Genomic DNA, 20,934 nt, shown 5'->3' on the forward strand with positions numbered 1-20,934 from the left:
TTCATATATTTCAAAAAGTCCCCTTCTGAAGCCTTTCGTCCTTGCAGTTATAACTAATCGGCAGAGTCGAACAGGGAGACAATCCAGCGGATGCTTTTCTGCGAAGCCTGCTGGAGCAGACCGGCTGTCTTATCCGCAAGCACATCAATGCCTGGCTGCTGATCTCCGGGGATCAGCAGCTGTTCCGGGGTCAGCGTATTATAGTCCTGCACCTCCTGCTGCGGCAGTGTACTGCCGCCGGCTGATGTCTGGGCTGTAGACTGCGGCTGGACCGCAGGAAGTGCCGTATAGGCGCCGGTCACCGGATCAACGGCAACCGGCACATAGACATAGGCCGGGCTGCTCTGCACGTTCACGGTGCCAGCAGCAGCGGCTTGCCCCGCCTGCTGCCCCCTTATTGCTCCGTTCCAGCCCGGAGCTACCGTCTCCGTCCTGGCTGTGCCGCTGCCGCCGAACTGCAGACCTATCAAGATGCCGATACCCGCCCACACGCCGATCACAACCAGTTTTTTGCCGAAACGGGACATGTCCAGCCACTCCTTTCTCTCTCATGTATTGAGGTTCTATGTTACTCAGTGCTCTCTTCCGAACCGCCGCTCTTGTCAGGTGCTGCAGCTTTTTCCGCATCATGGCTGCTCCAGTACACATCAGCAATCGCATCAGCCAGAACATCAGCCGTCCGCTTCAGCTCCTCAGCACTATTGTCGATACCACCGACTTCTATTAATACACTGTTAGGTGAAAGAGACTGGTTATACTCCCCATTATTACCGTTGCCGGAGGACTTCCCCCAGATGCCGCGCGAGAGGCCAGGATAATTTTTTTCCAGCAGCTGATGAATGGAATTGGCGAAGGCTTCGTTTTTCTTCCAGTCCTTATTGGCATGCCCGAGAATAAAGTACACCTGTGCATAACTTTTTCCATCAATGACTGCTGTCGTTTTGCCGTGCCGCTGTGAGTCGCGGTGGATATCGATCAGCTCGGTCATTTCCTGGTTAGCTGCCATTGCCGCCTTGATAGTGATCCGGGAATATTTATAAGAAAAGTTCCAGTTGTAATCCGGCACTTCAGTTGCATAATCATCCTTTGCATGAACCGTTCCGATCCCGCGCTGCTCCAGCCTGTCAGTGATATAGGAGCCGACCAGCAGCACATTTTTGGCCGGGGAGGCGGAGCTGGGATTATCACTTTCTGCTCCCAGCAGCGGATTATAGGCTTCACGCGGATGGGAATGGTAGACAAGCATCCGTTTAATAGAGGTATCCTCCGTCGTACCGCTGTCGCGTCCGGCTCCGCCGCTGCTGCCCTGTTCTGCAGAAATGCCATTATCCGGCGCAGCTGTCGGCTGAGGCTGTAGCACAGAGTCACCGGAAGGCTTGTCCGGCTCCGGATCAGCAGTGCCGGCTCCGGGATCATCCGGCTCCCCGCCGGCCAGTTCATCGGTACCAGGATGATAATCGGCAGGAGCACCTGCCGTCCCGCCTGAACCTTCGCGCAGCAGGAAGGGGTCATCAGCGGCAAGGCCCGGCACCTCGCGCGACAGCAGGCTTTTGGGATTGCCGGGATCAACGCTTGTCAGCATCCGGAATACAAAGGAAGTTACTTTTGGCGCTGAGAAGGCTGATGCCTCTCCGTTTTTCGGCAAATGCGGTACCTCCATCCCCAGCAGTTCCATAAAGAACCCGCTGGACAATGAAGACGCCAGTCCTTTCATAGAAGGAACAGGTGATGTATTCAGCTTCGTTCCGGCCAGTCCGCCGGCGCCAAGCAGCATGAAAAAAACAAGTGAACCTCCGGCCAGCAGCAGCATTGTTCTCCCCAGCGACAGAACGTCCAGCAGTTTTCCGCGCAGCCTGCCGATATTCCATAGCTGAAACCATTTTCTGTTCATTATTGTTATGTCCTCCTCCAGCCCTCTGTAATCTCTTATATTTCAAATCTATGAGCAGGAGGAGAATAGTAGAACTCAAAGAGAAGGATTAATAGAGCATAACGCCAAGCCAGCCGTTGTCTCTTGTCCGGGCAGACCTAGTAATCGGCACATAAAAGCCCGGACAAGCTGCCGCCGTGGCTGCTTATCCGGGCTGTCCGTTGTACAACGGGTCAGTGAGTATATGCTCCGACATTTCCAGGGTCAACCGCATCATGCAGCGCAGCATTCAGGCCGCTGGCAACAATGTTGGCAATTTCTTCAATGAATTCATCAATTTCCTTCGGGGTGACAATGAGGTCATGCCCGAGGGGCTCAAGCACCTCTTTTACCAGCTGCAGCCGTTCCTGCTCCGAGATATCGTCCAGCATGCCCATGATCTCCTTGGTGTGTGCTCCTCCATCGGCCATCTGGCCGAAATGATTGCTCATCATCTCCAGTACGTTATTAACAATCGTCGAAGCATAGCAGACTGTAGGTACGCCGATAGCAATGCATGGAACGCCCAGAATCTCTTTGGTCAGCCCGCGGCGCTTGTTGCCGATGCCTGAACCGGGGTGAATGCCGATATCGGCAATCTGAATCGTCGTGTTAATCCGTTCAAGCGATCGGGAGGCCAGTGCATCAATGGCAATGATCAGATCAGGCTTGGTGCGGTCTACAATTCCCTGAACAACCTCACTGGACTCAATGCCGGTCAGGCCGAGCACCCCCGGAGCAATTGCGCTGACATTACGGTACCCCGGAGAGACCTGATCAGGTACAAGCTCATAGAATTGGCGGGTAATCAGTGCATTCTCCACTACCAGCGGTCCCAGGGAATCGGGCGTTACGTTCCAGTTGCCTAGACCGACAATCAATACGGAAGAATCCTTGTTGATGCCGATCCGGGTAAGGAACTGCTCGAATTCGCGGGCGAATACAACTGAGACCTTCTGCTGAAGCCCGGTATCCCCGCCGCGCAGCGCCGGAACCTCCAGCGTTACATAGTTCCCGAGCGCCCGCCCGAGCGCCTGGGAGCCTGCAGCAGTAGCCACGCCAAGCCGTGTGACCTTGATACCGCCCGCTTCCTCCACCTCTTCATTCACACCTGGTATAGGCGTCTTCTGCGGCCCCTGGGCCATTTCCTTGGCTTCTACCGCAAGGTCCGTGCGTACTGAATACAGCTGAAGATCCAGTTCCATCCTAGTTCAGCCTCCTAAAAGTTTTGTGAGCATAGTCTTCCGTGAGTCTTCTTCGTACAAAACTCACTTCGGAAGTATACACTTAAGTTTTGTGAGCATACGCTTCATTGGGAGAGCCTCGTACAAAACTCGCTTCGGAAGCATACACTTAAGTTTTGTGAGCATACGCTTCATTGGGAGAGCCTCGTACAAAACTCACTTCGGAAGCATACGCTTAAGTTTTGTGAGCATAGTGTGCGGGAGAAGCGCGGTGTTTATGCAAAAGAGCATGGATAAATCGTACAGCCAAGCAAACTTTAGGCCGTTATATGCCGCAAGACACATAGCATAGCCTTCTTCCTGTATCGTGCGAGGTATCCGCAGGCTTTTTCAATAGCTTTTAGTGTTGCATTTTGCCCCCCGACATGCTAAGATATTTTAAGTTGTGAATCATTTGTTGATTTCGAATGTCTTCCAGGAGGTGAATGCAATGCCAAATATCAAATCCGCGGTTAAACGCGTCAAGACGATCGAGAAACGTCGTGCTTTGAACGCTTCCCAGAAGTCCGCGCTTCGTACAGCTGTGAAAACTGCTGATGTAGCTCTGACTGGAACGGAAGTTGAAACTGCTCAAGCTGCTATCCAAGCTGCTTCCAAAAAGCTGGACAAGGCCGTAACTAAAGGTCTGGTTCATAAAAATGCGGCTGCCCGCAAAAAATCCCGCTTGGCGAAGAAATTGAACGCTCTTAAGGCTCAAGCCTAATTAGCGACTTTCATAGTGAGCACTATAAGAACCTGACCGATATGCTGCATACGGTTAGGTTTTTTTGTGTCTTCTTCCCCTCGTGCTTACCTGCAAAAAAACAGAGCCTGCCTTACCCGCTGAACAAGCGGATAAAGGCAGGCTCTTGGGTTGCCCATGGGCCGGACACCGTATAGAACGGCAACATACCGGCATTATGCCCCAAGGCGCAGCATAAACATCTCCAGCCCGAGCACCTTATCGACGGCTCCGGTCTTCATCTGGTAATCAAGGTCAGCCAGGCCGCTCAAAATCTGCCGCAGCCGCCGGCTGTCGAATTTGCGGGCCTGCTCACCGGCCAGCTTGACAGCATAAGGGTGTACTCCGATCTGCGAAGCAATCTGCGCCTGCGAATAGCTGAGTGCAGAAAGGTCCTTAACCTGCAGAATAATCCGGAACTGCCGGGCAATCAGTGCGGCAATCTTGATCGGTTCCTCGCGCTGCTTCAGCAGCTCATACAGCGTACCAAGCGCCTTATCCAGGCGCAGATTTGCAATATCTTCCACCAGTGTGAAAACATTCTGTTCCGTACCGCGGTGAACCAGGCTTTCCACCGCTGCGGCATCCACTGTACCGCCGGCTCCGGCGAACAGCGACAGCTTGTCCATCTCCGCAGAAAGACCCTGCAGGCCGGTGCCTGCACTGGCTACCAATATCTCAGCAGTTCCCGGCGCGACCGAACAGCCGCGGTCCTTGAAGCCCTTCTCAACCCAGCGCAGCAGCTCTTCCGCACCGAGCGGGTTGAATGCCAGCACTGTCCCGGCGGCTTTCGCCGCCTTGACGATCTTTTTGCGCTCATCCAGCTTATCATTATTCACAAGGAACACAATGACGCTAAAGTCGGCAGGAGACTGTATATAATCGCTTAGCAGCTCAACGCGGTGCTCAATCTTGGCACTCTCCTTACCGGCAGTGAACAGCGAGCCATCCCGCACCAGCAGCAGCTTGCGCTCCACCATGAACGGAACAGTCTCCGCCTCCTCCACTACCGCCTGAACAGGCGTCTCTGACAGATCAAAGGGAATTACTGCAAAGTCACGGTCCTCTTTGGCGATCAGGTGATCCTCCAGGAAGGCCGCAAATTCATTCATCCGGAATTTTTCACTGCCGTAAAGCACGTAAAGCGGTGAAATTTTTCCTTGTTTAATGTCCTTGGCCGCCGCTTTGGCATCCATCCTGCCACTTCCTTTTCCAATTCAATTCAGTAAAATCATCATATGCATACGTTTCTTTAGTTTAACAGAAAATGCGCTGCATAGGTTGTGCATAATGCTTTTAGCAGATACCTGAATGTTCATGACTCCGCCCTGGCATCCGTGAAACTTCACAGGCCGGCGCAAAAATACAAAAACGGAGCAACCTCGGCAGCCAGGGCCAAAGTTGCTCCGTTTCAGCGGCGCATCTATATAAACGGCGAAAGGAAAAGGCTCTAGAAACCCCGCTTCCGCCGGTCATACCGATGAATCTCGCAAATCCTGTAATTCCTGTCCTCATACCATAGCATATTCGGGGTACCCCCAAAACGTTCCAATCTACAACTATTTATTGGCCGGAGCCGTGCTGGCCGGTGTCGGGCCCGTACTCGCCGGCGAAGCAGACGGCAGGGCAGATGCCTGAGCCGCAGGCGCTGAATACACCTCAGTAACCTCTGTACCATCCTGCATAGTCACATAAGTGAATTGCAGGCTGTCCCCCGACCAGGAGCCGGATACCCAGGCCCCATCCAGCGGCAGCGAAGTCACCGCTGTCCGTTCTTCCGCCTGTCCTCCGGCGGGCAGGCTGTAGATTACCAGCTGCTGGCCGGCAAGCTCGGCGGCATAACGCCCGTCCGGAGAGCTCCATGACCCGTGCGGTGATACAAGCGCCGGCAGAATCCCCATAACACCTGCCTCCTGGGCAGCAGGAGACTGCTGCGGCTCCTGTGCAGGTGTGTCAGCCGTATCTGCAGGTGCATTAGCAGCACCGCTGCCGAATATCCGGGTGTCCTGCGCGTTATTGTTATTGCCGTTATTGCCGCTTCCCGCTCTGGCATCAGCTCTTGGAGCAGGTGTTGCCGCTTGCGTGCTGCGCGTAACCGGAGTGTCCCGCTTGGCTGAAGCAGCTTTATCCGTAGCAGCAGGCGTACTTGCCTCTGCTGCCGGTACCGAGTCAGCTGCAGCCGGAGCAGCGGTATCTGCCGCCCCGCCGTCGGCGGCATCTGCAGATTCAGTAGCCTGAATCTCCATCTGGTACAGTGATGCACCTCCGGCTTCATCTCCGGTTGCAGCCGTATCCGCGTTTTCCGTTGCCATCTTGCTCAGTGGCTCACTGCTTGAAGCTGTATCAGCCGCCTGATTCAGCGACATCTCCACATCAGCCGACGGCAGGCTGTCCGGCATATTAAACACTGCGAACAGCAATATAATGGCCGCAGCAACTGCACCTATGCCTGTCCGCGTTGCCATGGAAGCTGCTTTAGAGGTAGCTTTTGCTGCTTTACCGTGCATATTCTTGCGTGTCATCGGAATGACCTTGCCTTCTTCTTCCGGGGCTTCTGCACTTGAACTCTTAGCTCCGGAGTCTATTCTCTCAAGCTGAGGCAGAATCGAGTCAACCAGACTAAAAGGAGGCTTAATATCCGGCAGCTGTTCCAGTTGCTCAGAGAGCATAGTCAGCCGGTCAAAGACTTCCGCGCAGGAAGGACAATTATCGATATGGCGGTACATTTCCACAGTCTCTTCGGGACTGAGATCATGATCCAGATAGCGGTGCATCCATTCCGTCACCTCCGTACACTTCATCCTGATACACCACCTTTCTGATACTCCTGAAGTCTATTTTGCAGCTGTTGCCTGGCTCTGAACAGGTAAGATTTCACCGTGTTAAGCGGCAGGTCGAGGCAGTCTGCAATCTCGTTGTAAGAAAAATCCTGCAAATACCTTAGTACAATCACCGTCCGGTGATGCTCTGGGAGCTGGTCAATGGCCTCGCGGATATCCTCCGCCAGATAACCGGACATGACCTCGCGCTCTACATTATGTTTATTATCCTGGAACACCATTTCGTGCTCATCGATAGAAACAGTAGGCTTCGATCTCCTGAATTTGTCAATACAGATGTTCGTTACGATCCGCTGAACCCATGTTTTGAACTGGGCCTTTTCCTCATAGGAATTGATTTTGGTGTACACTCTGATAAGCGCTTCCTGTGATGCATCCAAAGCATCCTGTTCATTATGCAAAATGTAGAAAGCCGTCTTATACACATGTCCTTCAATTTCCCGCAATAGGGTGATTAGAGCGTCGCGATCGCCCGCTTGAGCGGCTCTGATGAGTCCCTGCTCCACCACGAAGGTTCCCCCTCTCTATGCAATCTTACTGACGCGCAAGACTGCTGATTTGTTGCAAGCCTGTAATCATTATTTTAAAGATGCCAAACTTTACATAATACGTGTTGAACCTCCACCGGTTCCGTTCCGGGGCAAGTCCGTAAACCGCCCATAATCCTTACTAAGCATACAAGGGAAGCGCTGAATCTTCAAATACTCTTTTACAGAAGTTTATGACAAAAATGAAATCAAACAGGCTGCCCGTCAGGTACGCTTACCCGGGGACAGCCTGATTTATTTATACATTATAGTAGTGCACAGCATCAGTACAGCGTAGTTGTCCTTGCCGTCGTCATCCACCACATAGATTTCACCCTGTTCAAAAAGCTGCGGATTACTATGGTTACGGTGCAATCTGTACAATTGTCCTGCTGTCACCCTGCAGCCCCGGACCGCAGAGATAATCTGCACATACTCAGCCTCTTCTTCATTAATCGTACGGTACAGTGTCTTGTGCTTGTCATTCCCGGGCATAGCGGCCCCCTCCGTCTTCAGGGACATTCTCCTGAGCATCAGCAGACTGCCTGCTGCTGTCTCTGTAAGTATTGCCCGGAATCGGAGGAAAGCATCACTATTATCATTTAGATGTAGGAAAAATAATAAAACTGCCTCACCTTATAAAGAGGCGGGGCAGTTCAAGTGATTATTTGTTACAGGCCTTTAACCTCTTTGTACTTAGCTACATACTGTGCTGCCAGCTCCGTAATCTGGTCGTAGCGGCCTTCTTTGGCCGGAGCAGTCAGGTTGCCGCCGATTCCCACAGCGATACAGCCGTTCGCGATCCATTTGCCCATGTTGTTCAGATCTACACCGCCGGTAGGCATGATGTTAACATGCGGCATCGGGCCTTTGACTGCCTTAACATAATCCGGTCCGAAGGCGCTGCCAGGGAACAGCTTCAGCACATCCACGCCAAGCTTCAGCGCTTCCTTCATTTCGTTAAGCGTCATACAGCCCGGCATGTAAGGGATACCGTAGAGATTACACATTTTAGCCGTTTCTTCTTCAAAAGAAGGACTGACCACAAATTCGGACCCTGCCAGAATGGCAATCCGGGCTGTCAGCGGATCAAGTACAGTACCTGCGCCGATTACAGCACGGCTGCCATACTCAGCCACCAGGCGTTTAATCGCCACATCCGCATCCGGAGTCGTAAAGGTGACCTCGATATTCGTCAATCCGCCCTCGATACAGGCAGCCGACATTTTAAAGGCATCATCAGCGTTATCAGCACGGATAACCGCTACTACACCGACAGAGGTAAGGTTTTGCAATACTTTTATTTTCTTCATCTTAAACGTCCTCTCTTAATAAATACGTAATATAAAGCAGCGTGCATCATAGAACATTTATTTAGATAAACTATTTTATCTCATTTACTAACATGCTTACGAAAGCTTCTATGGAAATAGTAATAATAATCCTGCAAACAGTCAATACGTTTTTTATTCAAAAGGAGGATAGCCGCTTTAAATTCAAGAAAAACCCTTATAAATAAAGGTTTTTTTCTTTTGTCACATTTTCACGCCGAAAATTCACACAGCTAAATGAGCGTTGGCTTATTGAACAAAACCGATTTATGTGATAATTTCAAGTTACTAATCATTATACAGGGAATCTCAGGATTGCCCTGGGGAGGAATATGAAGATGAGCAAACAACTGAGCGCCGTCACTTTTGGCGAGCCGATGGCGATGTTTTATGCGAATGAGGCAGGACCGCTGCATGAGGCAACCTCGTTCTCGAAGGCTCTGGCCGGAGCAGAAAGCAATGTAGCAACCGGTCTGTCCCGCCTCGAACACACAACAGGATATGTTACCAAGCTGGGCGAAGACAATTTCGGGCAATTCATTGCGATGGCCTTGAACAAAGAAAACATTGATACAGACAGCATCACTTATACCAAGGAAGCTCCTACCGGAATGCTGATCAAATCCAAGGTGCTGACCGGAGACCCTAAGGTTGAATATTTCCGCAAAAACTCCGCCGCGTCCAAGCTGAGCCTGGCAGACTTCGATGAGGCTTATTTTGCCTCCGCCGGCCATCTGCATGTAACCAGCATTTCATCCGCACTCTCGAAGACCTGTCATGAGTTCTCGCTGCATGCTATGGAGTTTATGAAAAAGAACGGTAAAACCGTCTCTCTCGATCCGAACCTGCGCCCGACCCTGTGGCCTGACAAAGAGACTATGGTAGCTACCATCAATGATCTCGCCACCCGCTGTGACTGGTTCCTGCCGGGCCTGGGTGAAGGCAAAATTTTGACCGGTCTTGAAACACCGGAGCAAATTGCTTCCTACTATCTGGAACGCGGGGTATCGCTCGTAGTGATCAAGCTGGGCCCTGAAGGCGCTTACTACAAAACCGCTGCCGGAGAAGAAGGTTATGTGGACGGCTTCAAGGTAGAAGAGGTTGTCGATACAGTAGGTGCAGGTGACGGCTTCGCCGTTGGCGTAATCAGCGCCATGCTGGAAAAGCTTACGGTAGCTGAAGCTGTACGCCGCGGTAATGCAATCGGCGCGCTGGCCGTAATGTCTCCCGGAGACATGGACGGACTGCCGACCCGCGGCAAGCTGGAGAGCTTCATGGGCGCCGGTGTGTAAAAGTCATTGCCGACTGTTCGCAGAGGATCAGCTATAGACAACAAACATTCCTATCCCAAAAGAGGAGTGCCCCTCGGCTAACCGCCGGGAGCACTCCTCTTTTTTTCTTGCAGCTTTTGCAGCGGTATCCTGGTGGCCGGACGGACCGCGTTAGTGGGATTTTCCCCTCTATTCACCTGCAAACCGGCCATCTACAGCTCAGTTAGTGGGATTTTTCCCTTTAATCCAGCTAAATCACTCGGCTCATCTGCACTATCGCAAAGTTCTCCAGGCATGTAACCCACGCATAACCCGCGCAAGCTGCTCTAATCTAGCAAGCTTCCGAATCGCAATCCACATAAACTCAAATAAGAGGGAAGCTGTGCTCCCCCCATAAGCGTCTTCTAAACTTGTCCAAGACAAACTTCGCACAGGCAGTACAGCTCACAAATTCATGCCCAAGCAGGCGCTAAGAGAATAAACCGTTTTACTCTAACTTCTTTATACCGGAGGCTGTACAGACTGCCCCTGCTGAAGCGCAGGCGGAAAGCGGTATGTGATCGGAACCGCAGCATCCTGATCCTCGATCAGCGATAACATGATCTTCGCGGCCTGCATGCCCATCTCGTAAGCCGGCTGACGAATTGTTGTGATCGCCGGATTGTAGATCAGGGCAAACTCGGCATCATCTATCCCGATAACAGACAGGCGGCCGGGAATGGCGACAGCGTGGCGGTTCGCATATTTCAGAATCTCGCCCAGCACAAGGTCATTGGCGGCAATCAGCGCCGTCGGCGGCTGCGGACCGTTCAACAGCTCATCCAGCGCAGCTGAGATCTGCTCTCTGGGTACACTGCACATATAACGCTCATTCAGCGGAAGACCGGCCTCCTCCATCGCCTTCTTATAGCCGCTCATCCGTTCCTTGCGCGGGGTAATCGCGTTCTCCCCGAGCGGCAGTGACAGGATGGCGATAGCCTCATGACCGTTACGGGTCAGTTCCTTGACCGCTGTCTTGACGGCCATTTCATTGTCCAGCAGCAGACTCTGGGTCGTTACCCCTTCAACCAGCCGGTCCATGAATACCAGCGGATACTCCGCCTCAATCAGCCGCGTATAAGCCGCAGACTGGTGACCTGTCGGAAAAATTATCAGCCCGTCCACCTGGCGCGCCACCAGCGTCTCCACGTACGTATTTTCCTTATCCGAGTTCTCGTCGGCATTGCAGATAATGACCTGGATGCCGCGGCGCTGCAGCTCATTCTCGATCGCCCGGATACACTGGATTGACAGCGAATAGTCGATATTGGCGACAATGATCCCGACCATGTGCGTACGGTTCTGCTTGAGGCTGCGGGCCAGGCCGTTCGGCTGATAATTCAGCTCCTCAATTACGTCGGCGATCCGGTTTTTGGTCGCTTCGCTCATGTATTTAAAGCGTTTATTCAAAAATTGTGAGACTGTGCTCTTCGAGACTCCCGCCTTCTGGGCCACATCCTCAATCGTCAGTTTTTTCATCTCTTCCGCTCCACTCCGCATAAAAAAGCCATACCTTTGATATTATCAAAAGTATAGCTTTTTTTTAGTAAATTATCCAGATGAAATGAACTAAAGTTTTTTCTTTATTGTGGAGGCATCGATCTTCTCTCCGTGTTCGTCATACCACCAGTCGTAAAACCATTGCTCACCGGTGGCCATACCGATATCCACCGTCCGTTTTTCACCGTTAACCTCATAATGAGCCACATAATAATCTTCTTCAGTATCAATGGACAGTTCACCGTAATGTACTTTGGTTGGCCGTTTTTTCTTTTCTGTAGTAACCGTTCCCGGAAGAACATTACTCTTCCCGGTTGTTATATCGTATAGCTTGCTGTGCTGAATAAACCCGCCATTTCCGTCTTCTTTATAATCAACCAGCAGCAGCTCATTCCGCTCCGGATCAGCAGCAATAAATGCATGATCAAGACTATAGGCAGTAGAGTCGTTTGTAAAGAGATCAAACGGAACAGTCACTTCTCCTGCAGAGGCTTTTCTAAGATCCAGTGCAGACATTTTACCGGGACTTTGCTGTTTCACTTCTCCGACTGTATAAGTCCCATTGGTAAATACTAAATAATCTCCTGCACTTAAAAGGTACCCCAGAGCAAAATAAGTCTGTGCTCCACCCGCATACAACGGAAAGGTATACAGTCTTTGGGCGGATTCTACCGACAGCTCGGTATGCCCCTTAGGAGTAAGATATAGAGTATAAGGCTCTGTATTCCGGGTGTATCCGGGTCTGAGGTAATCGGCCTTAGGGGGCGGCGGTGACCAGACAATCCCCAGCGGAGTCTCCACTGCCTGTGCGGATCTTTCGTCCCTGTCGATTGGCAGTGACATCACATACTTTAATCCGCCAAGCTCAAAATTCACCTTGCTGAAGTATCCTGAACTCCTCTGTGCAGCAGGTGAAGGAGAAGGAGAAGGAGCAGCCGGTACAGATGGCTGGACTGCAGCACCACTTTTGTTGTTCCAAATGACCTGCGGACCGTCACCGCTTTCTTTCCCGCCGCCCGCCAGCGGCCACAGCAGCACACCAAGCAGCAGGACTGCTGTCACTCCAGCAATACCGATGCGCCTGCGCATAATAACCTTCACCGCCCCGTTACGGCGCTCAGCGGCAAGCTCGATCCGGGCCATCAGCTGCGGGGTGAACCCGTCTTCCGCGAAGGGGCCGCGTCCGGCCTCCCGGTACCATTCAGGCTTCTCTGTCCCTACTTTCCCTGCGTTTTCCGCCTGTCTATGCTTCATCGTTCATCCTCCTCCAGCGCTTTTCTCATGTTCTCCCTGGCCCGGGACAGCCGGGATTTCACAGTACCTTCCGCTACTCCGAGCAGAGCCGCCATTTCTGCAGTGGACAATCCATGCTGAATCTCCAGCACCAGTACCTCCCTGTGCTTATCCGGCAACTCCATAATCAGCTCCCAGATGCGGTTAACATACTGCTTGCTCAGCGCCTCTTTTTCGGCAGACCCCGCTTGTCCGGGAGAGTGATTCTTCCCCAGCGGAATGAAGCGGTGCCAGAAGCTGTTTCGTCTCCAGCTGAATGCAGTATTGCGGGTAATCGTCAGCAGCCAGGTTTTCAGGGTGGCACTGCCCCGGTAATTGGCGATATTGCGGTGCGCCTTCAGGAACACCTCCTGGCTGATGTCATTCGCCTGCTCCCGGCTGCCGGTCAGAAAATACGCATAATTCCACACATCCCGCCCGTAAGTCTCCATCATTTCCCGCAGCGTCATGGACGGCGCATAAGCCACGGCATAAGGCAATTCTTCACTGTGCATCTTCTCCCTCACCTCTTTGGCCAATAAGACTCTCCAGACTGCATTCGGTTCCCTCGATCTTCAAATCTTTTTATAGTTAACTCTTGTACGCAAAAAAGTATGTGTTTTAACTTAAAATAAATCATTCTTAACGTTCTTTTTATCGTTTTATTGCGTTGTATCCTGTGTAATACAGGAATATAATAACAGTATTCAGGCATAAGCTGCTGTGTTGTACAGCAACAACGGGGGATTCTTATGAAAAGCAAAAAGGTAACACTGACCCAGATCGCGGAAGCACTCGGGCTCTCTCCGGTGTCAGTCAGCAGAGCACTGGCGGATCAGGGCGGCATCAGCGGGGAAATGAAGGCCAAGATTGTAGAAAAAGCAGCGGAAATGGGCTACATCCGGCCCCGCAAAGCCGCTCCTCCGAAAATCCTGGTCCTGCACCAGAAGCCCTATCAGCATGACAACAGCAACTTCAGCTATAAGGTTCAAGGCATTGAGAAGGCGCTGCAGCAGGCTGACACGGATTACAGTATTGAATTTGTCGATAAGGAGCACCAGAACAGACTGGCCTTGCCCTACCGTTTAAGTAAAGGCTATAAGTTCGACGGGGTTATTTTTATCGGCAGATTTAACAGCGATTATATATCCTTTATCCATAAGCAGATTCCGGCGCTGATTCTGTATGTGGGGTACTCACCGGCCTATGATTTCGACAGTGTGTGGTTCAGCTTCCTCCATGCCGGCTATAAGCAGTGCCAGTATCTGATCGGCCGCGGGCACCGCAGTATCGGCTTTGTAGGAAATCTTAGCGCCTACCGCAACAAGGAAAAGAAAACAGGCATCACCTCCGCACTGGAGGAGCATGGCCTGCCGGCTGACGGGGCGGTTTTTTGGGAGCGTGATGATGCACTTGGGAGCAGGCTGTCGCCGCTGATTGCCGGGGGCGGGCTTCCGACCGCTTTTATCTGTGAGCATGACTTCGCGGCTATAGAGCTGATCCGTCTGCTGCAGGAGCGCGGGATTAAGGTACCGGAGGACGTATCCATTCTCAGCAGCGGCAACACGGAGATATCCGCTCTTTCAACCCCTCCGCTTACTACAATGGATCTGAATATCGGTTACTCCTGCCAGAGAGTGGTAGCCACACTGCTCAGCCGGATTGTCGACCCGCAGAAGCCTGCGGAGAATATTGCTGTGCTTAGCACTTTTGTGGAAAGAGAATCCGTAAGGAGCATCTGATATAGACAGGTGTATTTTCAAAAGGTGGGATGTTAAATGCAATCCTCTATATTGCTGCGTTTTTTCAAAGCGCGTAAGGCTGATTATCTGATCGGATTTTCTTTTATGTTCGCCGCCTCCTTCATTCAGACGCTTTTTCCTAAAGTGCTGGGCCGTGCGGTTGATCTGATGAAGGTCAGCGGCTTTGACACCCGGCAGGTGCAGCTTCAGGTGCTGTGGATGGTGCTGATTGCCGCCGGTGTGTTCACCTGCACTTTTTTATGGAGAAATATCATTATCAAAAGCGCGCGCAACCTCGAATGTTACCTGCGTGAAGAACTGGTCCGGCATTATCTTAAGCTCTCTCCCTCTTTTTATAACAGCCGCAAGACAGGCGATCTGATCGCTTATGCCATCAATGATATATCCGCGGTACGGATGACGTTCGGTCCGGCTACGGCGATGTCGTTCAACGGCATTGTGATCTGCTGCTCCTCCATTTACTTCATGTTCGCTACGGTTGATCCCCGTCTTACGCTGGCCACACTTGCCCCTTTGCCTTTTATCATTGTAATCATGCTGTTCAGCAGCCGTAAGGTGCAGACCCGGTTCAGAGTGGTCCAGCAGCAGTTCGGCGCCGTGTCCGGTAAGGTCCAGGAGAATATCTCCGGTATCCGTGTTATCAAAGCCTATGTGCAGGAGCGTTCGGAAATGGAGCGCTTCAGCGGGCTGAGCAGCAAGATGAAACAGGCCAATCTGGATCTGATCCGTGTCTCTGCTGCGCTGCCGGCGATGATCGAATTCGGTTTTGCGGTCTGTTTTGTTATTAATCTGGTGTACGGCAGCCGTCTGGTCATGCGCGGAGTTATCAGTGTCGGGGATTTCGTCGCTTTTAACGGGTATTTGAGCCTGATCATCAGCCCTATCGTATCCATCGGCAAAATCGTTACTACCATTCAGCGCGGCATAGCCTCGCTGGGCAGATTGTATGAGGTGCTGCGGGTGCAGCCTGACATTACGGATACGCCGCTGGCGATCCAGAATCAGCCTGAAGGTGCGGTGGAGCTTCGTAATCTGACCTTCTGTTACGATGGCTCCGATACGCCTGCCCTGTGCAACCTCTCGCTCAGCCTCCCTAAGGGACATAGTCTTGGCATTATTGGCCGCACCGGCTCCGGTAAAAGCACACTCGCCTCGCTGCTCTTCCGCTTCTATAATGTGGAGCCCGGGCAGATCAGCCTGGACGGCAGGGATATCAATGATTACAGGGTTGAGGCGCTACGCGGAGGAATGGGCTATGTGCCGCAGGACAGCTTTGTTTTTGCCGCTACCGTTAAAGATAACATCGCCTTTTTCAAGGATAGCTATAGTGATGCTCAGGTCCGGCAGGCGGCGGAATCCGCACTGATTGCGGACAGCATCAATGGCTTACCGGACGGCTATGATACGATGCTCGGGGAACGCGGCGTCAATCTGTCCGGCGGACAAAAGCAGCGGCTGGCCATCGCCCGCGCCCTGGTCAGTGATCCGGCCATTCTGATTCTCGATGATGCGCTGTCGGCAGTGGATAGCGTGACGGAAGGGCAAATTCTGGCGAATCTGCGGCAGATCCGGGCAGGCAAAACCAATATACTAATCTCGCACCGCATCTCCTCCATTATGGAAGCCGATGAGATTATCGTGCTCGACAAAGGGATTATCGCCGAACGCGGGACGCATGAACAGCTGCTTACGAAAGGAGGCCTGTACTTTGATATCTACACCGAACAGCATGAAGAAGGAGATCAATCCTCGTCCCAAAAAGGCTGAATCAGGCGCAGCTAAGCTGCTGCTGCGGCTATCCGCCCCTTATACATTCCAGCTCCTCCTGGCCTGTGTCTGCGTCATTATTGTCAATGCCGCTTTTCTGGTCCAGCCGCTGCTGCTGCAGCGGGTCATTGACCATTTTCTGATCGGCGGTGCGGCAGAGCATGGTCTTGACTCTATTCTTGGCCTGGCCCTGCTGTATCTGCTGGTGTCGGCGGCGGGCTCCGGGTTTGCTTACCTGCAGGCGCTGATTGTCGCCAAAGCCGGACAGAGCCTGATCCATGATCTGCGGGTCAGGGTGTTCGGGATTATCGAGCGGCTGCCGCTGTCCTTTCTGGACCGGACCTCGTCAGGACGGCTCATTACCCGGGCGACGAATGATACCGCTGAGGTCAGCGACCTGTATACCGATGTCATCATTTCACTGGTCAAGGATGTCCTGCTGCTGATCGGCATTATATACGCCATGCTGATGCTCAGCCCGCAGCTTACGCTGGTTTCTTTTACCGTTATTCCCGTGATCGTGTTCCTGGTCCTGTTCATCAAAAACAAAATCAAAAAGAACTTCTTCCATATGAAGCATTACATCGGCCAGATTAACGGTTTTATTGCCGAAAGTGTTGCAGGGATGCGGGTTATCCAGATCTTCCGCGCGGAAAAAGAAAAAGAGGAGCAGTTCCTGAAGCTGAACGGGGATTACTTCCGGACCACCCTGATCCAGGTGCGGCTCAACAGCATCCTGAAGCCGGCATCGGATATGTTCCAGAGTCTGGCGATTGCCATTCTTGTCTGGTTCAGTGTCGGCCAAATCTCCGGCGGCGTGCTGCAGATCGGTGTGCTGTATGCATTCACAACCTATATCCGGCAGTTTTTTGCCCCGGTCTCTGATCTGGCGGACAAATATACCTCCATTCAATCGGCACTGGTGTCTACGGAGCGCATTGATGAACTACTGCGTGAGGAGAAACGGCTGGAGCAGCCGGAGAGCGGAGTTGCTGTAGAGCGGCTGAACGGCACGATTGAGTTCCGCCATGTCTGGTTTGCCTACAAGGATACCGACTGGGTGCTGAAGGACGTGAGCTTTGTGATCCGCAAAGGGCAGACCGCGGCATTCATCGGCGAGACCGGCGCGGGCAAAACGACCATTATCAGTCTGATCAACGGCTTTTACCAGGTGCAAAAGGGAGAAATCCTTATCGACGGCGTCAATGTGAACGACATTCGGCTGGATGATCTGCGGCGGAACATTTCTGTCGTGCTGCAGGATGTTTTCCTGTTCTCCGGCACGATCCGCGATAATATTACGCTGGGGGATGAGATTGCGGAAGAGACTGTGCAGCATGCGCTGCAGGCCTCCTGCGCCATTGAGTTCGTGCAGGATTACCCCGGCGGCATCAACGAGCCGGTTACCGAGCGGGGCGGGACACTGTCTGCCGGTCAGCGGCAGCTGATCTCCTTCGCCCGGGCGATTGCCCATGATCCGGCGATCTTCGTGCTGGATGAGGCTACCGCGAACATCGATACCCGCACGGAAAAGCTGATTCAGCAGGCCATCGACAATGTGGCCCGCGAGCGCACCACGCTAATCATCGCCCACCGGCTGTCCACCATCGCCGGAGCCGACCTGATCATCGCGATGAAGAACGGGCGGGTTGCCGAGTCCGGCCCGCCCCGCAGGCTGCTGGAGCAGGAGGGCTATTATGCCCGGCTGCTGAGGGAGAGCAAGGCGCATGTGATAAAAACAGGGTAGGCCAGACTTATGAAGGAATGATAAGGTTCAGGGGGAGGGGAGCCCGGATTCATGAATACGTATCTACCTTACCTTATGAGGTTATGCCGGGTGTGCTTCAAAAGGTAGCCGACCTGCTGTCGCTTACACAGGGCATCAAGATGTTAAAGGCCGCTTCGCTCGATATGGCGCTGGACAGTGTTCCTATCCATGACATTTCCCGCCGCTCTATTTTTATCTTCTTTTTGTCCGTCACTCCCCAGCGATCAGCTTATGCCGCACCTTAATTCCATCCTCCTCCACCCTAAACTGCACCTCCCCGTGCAGATCCGTCCGGAATATCTCTGCCCCCGCTTCCTCCAGCCGCTCCAGCACACCGGCATTAGGATGCCCGTACAGATTGTTGACTCCGGCAGAGATTACTGCGGTAGCAGGCTTCCAGAACTCCAGCCAGGCTGCACCTGTCGAGGTTTTACTGCCGTGGTGGGCGACTTTCAGCACGTCAACCGGTCCGGCGGACCGGATACCGGCCTGCTGCGCAGCATGAATAATCTTTTCCTCTGCCTCTTCATCCATATCTCCCGTGAAAAGAAAGCTGCGGCCGTTCATCTCCAGCCGGAACACGACTGACTCATGGTTCTGCTCTTTCACTACCGGAACCAGCGGCTGCGCTGCAGCCAAGTTCTCAGGCTCGGGCCGGAGAAAATGCAGCTGCGCCGCCTTATCCGGAGCCAGCACCATTCCCTGCTGCACAGCGTACAGCCGGACGCCCTTGGCAAGGGCCGTGCTCATCAGCTTGCTGTAAGGCTCCGTATCTGCCAAGGTTCCGTTGAACAGCAGCGCCGACACCGGGATTCCCTCCAGTACGGCCTGCAGCCCGCCCGCATGATCCTGGTCACCGTGGGTCAGGATTACGGCGTCCAGCCGGTGTATCCCCCTTTGCTTCAGTAAGGGCAACAGCGTCTTGGCTCCTACCTCGAACGGGCTGCGGCGGATACGCCACTCTTCCTTGTTCCCGAAGCTTACCGTTCCGCCGCCGTCGACCAGGATGTGAGCCCCTTGCGGTGTAGTAATCAGGATACTGTCACCCTGGCCCACATCCAGATAGCTTATGGCTCCGGCACCGGTCAGCTTTTCTGCGTAATAGCCCTTATACAGCAGCAGAGCCAGTGCAGCTGCGCACAGCATGGCTGTGTAACGGCTGCCGCGCAGCCCGGATTGGACTCCGGCATGAGACGGATGCGCAGAGGCATCGCGGATTCCCTCTGCTCCCGGCTGCTCCAGCTCCGCCAGGGGTTTGGTCTCGTCCTCCATAAATTGCGGGGCAAACCGCGCCTCTCTCCGCTGCTTCAGCACATACAGCAGGCCGTAGAGCAGCGCGTAATAGACACATATCCATAGCAGGGACGGTGAGGCCCAGATCAGCACACCTGCCGTAAATCCGTTCACCCATTCCACTGCCCCAAACGTCCAATTGTTTAGCAGCTCCGCAGCTCCCGCAACCGTAACCGCCGCAGTATTCCAGATCCGGCCAAGCAGCAGGGCCAGCGTTCCAAGCGGCAGCACTAGAAAAGTAATAAAGGGCACAAGCAGCAGATTAGCGATAAAGGAGAGCAGCGAGAACTGGTTGAAGTAATACACCGTAAGCGGAAAAGACACCAGCTGCGCAATCAGTGTTACTGTTACAGAACTGCCTAGCCATTTGGGCAGCCTGCTGAATAACGGCGTTGCTAGCGGCGTGTAGATCATAAGCCCGGCCGTAACCAGAAATGACAGCTGGAAGCTGACGCTGAGCAGCATATACGGATTCCAGACCAGCATCATCAGTGCCGATGCAGCCAGAATATTCATTCCGTCCTTAAGCAGGCCGAGCCTTGCAGCGAGCAGGGCAATCATACTCATGATTCCTGCTCGCACAATGGACGGCCCCGCACCTGACAGCAGTACATATACCGGAACCAGGAGCAGGGTGACCGTTAGCGCGGTTTCCCTTGTAACACGCAGGCGCCGCAGCAGAAACAGAATCACTCCCACATACACAGCAACATGCATACCGGAAATGGCCAGAATATGCGTCAGCCCCAGCTGTGAGAACTGCTTAAACGTCTCGGGATCGAGATCATCCTGTATACCGATTACAAGCCCCTTCATATATCCGGCATGCGGCTCCTGAAACAAGCGGTCCATTTCAGCACCAAGCGCAGCCCGCCCGGCATCATTCCAGCGTAAAATGCTGGAGAGCTCCCATGACACGGGGGCTACAGCCGTCACGCTATCAGTGCCTTCCCCTTTCAGCAGCCAGTGCACCTGCTGCGTCTGCAGATACGCACGATAGTCAAATCCGCCAAAATTCCGCGCAATTGCAGGCAGGCCCAGTTCCCCCTGAACGGTTACACGGTCGCCTCGCTGCCACTGTGCCGCCAGTGCAATCTCACTCTCCGCCTGGAGCTTGATTTGCACAGCGATAAGTTCGCCTGCCGGATCAGCGCCTACATTGTCCCCGTGGCCAGCATCTCCCTGGGCATCGCTGCCTTCTCCTGCCTGCTCTATAACCGATTCTCCATCGTCTTGTCCCAGCTTCTCCCCTTCAATCTGCGCCAGCTTCAGCGTAAAATCCACCCGGTCCCCGTCCCGCTCCACCGGGGATACAATTACGCCTTCGGCTGTTAGATATGTCTCGTTCAGCCCGGCTTCCGGCCGGCCCAGCGCCGCCGGCAGCAGGCTGACATTCCGCGCCTCTGTCCACTCCCAATATAGCGCAGCTGCAGCCAGAGCCAGCACAAACACAGCCGCCGTCCGCCAGCTGATCCCCCCGCTGAACGCCCAGATCACAAGCAGCAGCAGGCAGGCGGATATACCTGCCAGAAGACTGTAACCTGAAAACATGCAGCCTGCCGCACTGCCGGCAATCCAACAGACGGTGAAGCCCAAAAGCGGCCTTCTATTCATTTCCTTCCCTCCCTATGTAATGTGCAGACAGCAAAAAGAACCCCCGCTGCGCAATTCATGCGCGAGCAGAGGTTC

18 protein-coding genes are annotated in these 20,934 nt (G+C 53.2%); 6 read left to right on the top strand and 12 right to left on the bottom strand.

The window, feature by feature from the left end; genetic code table 11:
- Nucleotides 1–53: 53 nt before the first annotated feature.
- The 3 genes from BN3772_RS17110 to gpr form a co-directional block, all read right to left on the bottom strand.
- Nucleotides 54–527: a hypothetical protein gene (locus BN3772_RS17110; protein ID WP_042200963.1), complete on the bottom strand. Its 474-nt coding sequence runs from the start codon at nucleotides 525–527 to the stop codon at nucleotides 54–56.
- 41 nt (nucleotides 528–568) lie between these two features.
- Nucleotides 569–1,891: a stage II sporulation protein P gene (locus BN3772_RS17115; protein ID WP_042200964.1), complete on the bottom strand. Its 1,323-nt coding sequence runs from the start codon at nucleotides 1,889–1,891 to the stop codon at nucleotides 569–571.
- A 212-nt stretch (nucleotides 1,892–2,103) separates the two neighbouring features.
- Complete coding sequence (gpr, locus tag BN3772_RS17120) at nucleotides 2,104–3,114, bottom strand: GPR endopeptidase (protein ID WP_042200966.1); 1,011 nt, start codon at nucleotides 3,112–3,114, stop codon at nucleotides 2,104–2,106.
- Between the two features lie 469 nt (nucleotides 3,115–3,583).
- Between gpr and rpsT the strand changes: the two genes are divergently transcribed.
- Complete coding sequence (gene rpsT / locus BN3772_RS17125) at nucleotides 3,584–3,856, top strand: 30S ribosomal protein S20 (protein WP_039876184.1); 273 nt, start codon at nucleotides 3,584–3,586, stop codon at nucleotides 3,854–3,856.
- A 194-nt stretch (nucleotides 3,857–4,050) separates the two neighbouring features.
- On the opposite strand, the gene holA is transcribed toward rpsT, so the two are convergent.
- From holA to BN3772_RS17150, 5 genes are all read right to left on the bottom strand, one after another.
- Complete coding sequence (gene holA, locus BN3772_RS17130) at nucleotides 4,051–5,070, bottom strand: DNA polymerase III subunit delta (RefSeq protein ID WP_042200968.1); 1,020 nt, start codon at nucleotides 5,068–5,070, stop codon at nucleotides 4,051–4,053.
- Nucleotides 5,071–5,433: 363 nt separating this feature from the next.
- Complete coding sequence (locus tag BN3772_RS17135; protein ID WP_052380554.1) at nucleotides 5,434–6,675, bottom strand: anti-sigma factor family protein; 1,242 nt, start codon at nucleotides 6,673–6,675, stop codon at nucleotides 5,434–5,436.
- Nucleotides 6,672–7,223, bottom strand: a complete 552-nt coding sequence (locus tag BN3772_RS17140) for an RNA polymerase sigma factor (protein WP_039876188.1) — start codon at nucleotides 7,221–7,223, stop codon at nucleotides 6,672–6,674. Before BN3772_RS17140 ends, BN3772_RS17135 begins: the two co-directional genes overlap by 4 nt.
- A gap of 273 nt (nucleotides 7,224–7,496) precedes the next feature.
- Nucleotides 7,497–7,775: a hypothetical protein gene (locus BN3772_RS17145; RefSeq protein ID WP_157643611.1), complete on the bottom strand. Its 279-nt coding sequence runs from the start codon at nucleotides 7,773–7,775 to the stop codon at nucleotides 7,497–7,499.
- A gap of 137 nt (nucleotides 7,776–7,912) precedes the next feature.
- On the bottom strand, nucleotides 7,913–8,554 hold the full coding sequence (locus BN3772_RS17150) for a bifunctional 2-keto-4-hydroxyglutarate aldolase/2-keto-3-deoxy-6-phosphogluconate aldolase (RefSeq protein ID WP_039876193.1): 642 nt from the start codon (nucleotides 8,552–8,554) through the stop codon (nucleotides 7,913–7,915).
- Nucleotides 8,555–8,910: 356 nt separating this feature from the next.
- On the opposite strand from BN3772_RS17150, the gene BN3772_RS17155 reads away from it, so the two are divergent.
- Entirely contained in the window at nucleotides 8,911–9,864 is a 954-nt protein-coding gene (locus tag BN3772_RS17155) for a sugar kinase (RefSeq protein WP_042200970.1), read from the top strand.
- A gap of 480 nt (nucleotides 9,865–10,344) precedes the next feature.
- Here the strand turns inward: BN3772_RS17155 and BN3772_RS17160 are convergent, their stop codons facing one another.
- From BN3772_RS17160 to BN3772_RS17170, 3 genes are all read right to left on the bottom strand, one after another.
- Nucleotides 10,345–11,361: a LacI family DNA-binding transcriptional regulator gene (locus BN3772_RS17160; RefSeq protein ID WP_042179536.1), complete on the bottom strand. Its 1,017-nt coding sequence runs from the start codon at nucleotides 11,359–11,361 to the stop codon at nucleotides 10,345–10,347.
- Between the two features lie 90 nt (nucleotides 11,362–11,451).
- Nucleotides 11,452–12,636, bottom strand: a complete 1,185-nt coding sequence (locus BN3772_RS17165; RefSeq protein ID WP_042200971.1) for a hypothetical protein — start codon at nucleotides 12,634–12,636, stop codon at nucleotides 11,452–11,454.
- Nucleotides 12,633–13,193 carry an RNA polymerase sigma factor gene (locus BN3772_RS17170; protein ID WP_341872577.1) on the bottom strand — a complete coding sequence of 187 codons (561 nt, stop codon included), beginning with the start codon at nucleotides 13,191–13,193 and terminating at the stop codon, nucleotides 12,633–12,635. Before BN3772_RS17170 ends, BN3772_RS17165 begins: the two co-directional genes overlap by 4 nt.
- Before the next feature lie 213 nt (nucleotides 13,194–13,406).
- Between BN3772_RS17170 and BN3772_RS17175 the strand changes: the two genes are divergently transcribed.
- The 4 genes from BN3772_RS17175 to BN3772_RS31325 all read left to right on the top strand — a co-directional run bounded on the left by BN3772_RS17175 (nucleotide 13,407) and on the right by BN3772_RS31325 (nucleotide 18,197).
- On the top strand, nucleotides 13,407–14,396 hold the full coding sequence (locus tag BN3772_RS17175; RefSeq protein WP_042200973.1) for a LacI family DNA-binding transcriptional regulator: 990 nt from the start codon (nucleotides 13,407–13,409) through the stop codon (nucleotides 14,394–14,396).
- 36 nt (nucleotides 14,397–14,432) lie between these two features.
- Nucleotides 14,433–16,184 carry an ABC transporter ATP-binding protein gene (locus BN3772_RS17180; protein ID WP_042200975.1) on the top strand — a complete coding sequence of 584 codons (1,752 nt, stop codon included), beginning with the start codon at nucleotides 14,433–14,435 and terminating at the stop codon, nucleotides 16,182–16,184.
- Nucleotides 16,126–17,931 (top strand): ABC transporter ATP-binding protein, encoded by a 1,806-nt coding sequence (locus tag BN3772_RS17185; RefSeq protein WP_052380555.1) that lies wholly within the window; start codon nucleotides 16,126–16,128, stop codon nucleotides 17,929–17,931. Before BN3772_RS17180 ends, BN3772_RS17185 begins: the two co-directional genes overlap by 59 nt.
- A 92-nt stretch (nucleotides 17,932–18,023) precedes the next feature.
- Nucleotides 18,024–18,197, top strand: coding sequence for a hypothetical protein (locus tag BN3772_RS31325; RefSeq protein WP_244444770.1), 174 nt, complete (start codon nucleotides 18,024–18,026; stop codon nucleotides 18,195–18,197).
- On the opposite strand, the gene BN3772_RS17195 is transcribed toward BN3772_RS31325, so the two are convergent.
- Nucleotides 18,163–20,859 carry a ComEC/Rec2 family competence protein gene (locus tag BN3772_RS17195; RefSeq protein ID WP_042200978.1) on the bottom strand — a complete coding sequence of 899 codons (2,697 nt, stop codon included), beginning with the start codon at nucleotides 20,857–20,859 and terminating at the stop codon, nucleotides 18,163–18,165. The genes BN3772_RS31325 and BN3772_RS17195 overlap by 35 nt on opposite strands.
- Nucleotides 20,860–20,934: the final 75 nt, after the last annotated feature.

It is taken from the genome of Paenibacillus camerounensis (assembly GCF_000723885.1).
Classification (GTDB): Bacteria; Bacillota; Bacilli; order Paenibacillales; family Paenibacillaceae; genus Paenibacillus_AQ; species Paenibacillus_AQ camerounensis.